The organism is Dellaglioa sp. CoH-57-MRSF-17 (assembly GCF_056782015.1).
The window spans coordinates 1-307 of record NZ_JBXAXY010000106.1 but is presented as its reverse complement, the minus strand read 5'-3'; the positions used below and the strand labels follow the sequence as shown (position 1 = coordinate 307).

The following is a 307-nucleotide window of genomic DNA, read 5'->3' as shown; positions in this document are numbered from 1 at the left end:
GGCGTGTGGGGCCTTCCCCCGGGCTATGGCCAGCGCACGTTGTACTTGTTGGGGTTCAGGCGGTTGAAGCTTAGGTTTCATCAACTCTCCTTGGTTCGGAGCGAGGCACGTGCTTCTATCACTTGCCCCAGCTCTTTTTGCAGGGCTCTGTCATCAGGATCGAGCGCCAGCTTTTTCTTCAGCCGTGAAATTTGCATACTGAGGGAACTGTACAGCTTTTTATTATCTACTAGTTTTGCGTCGAATCTGTCACGTCTGTGCACACCGCTTGCTTCGCGAGTTTTTGCGCGGGCCTGATTGTAGGACC

General features: G+C 53.4%; 1 protein-coding gene. It reads right to left on the bottom strand.

What is annotated here, in order from left to right:
- Positions 1 to 80 precede the first annotated feature (80 nt).
- On the bottom strand, positions 81 to 307 hold a 227-nt coding region (locus AC1RPJ_RS08055; RefSeq protein ID WP_481762889.1), incomplete at its 5' end, for a hypothetical protein.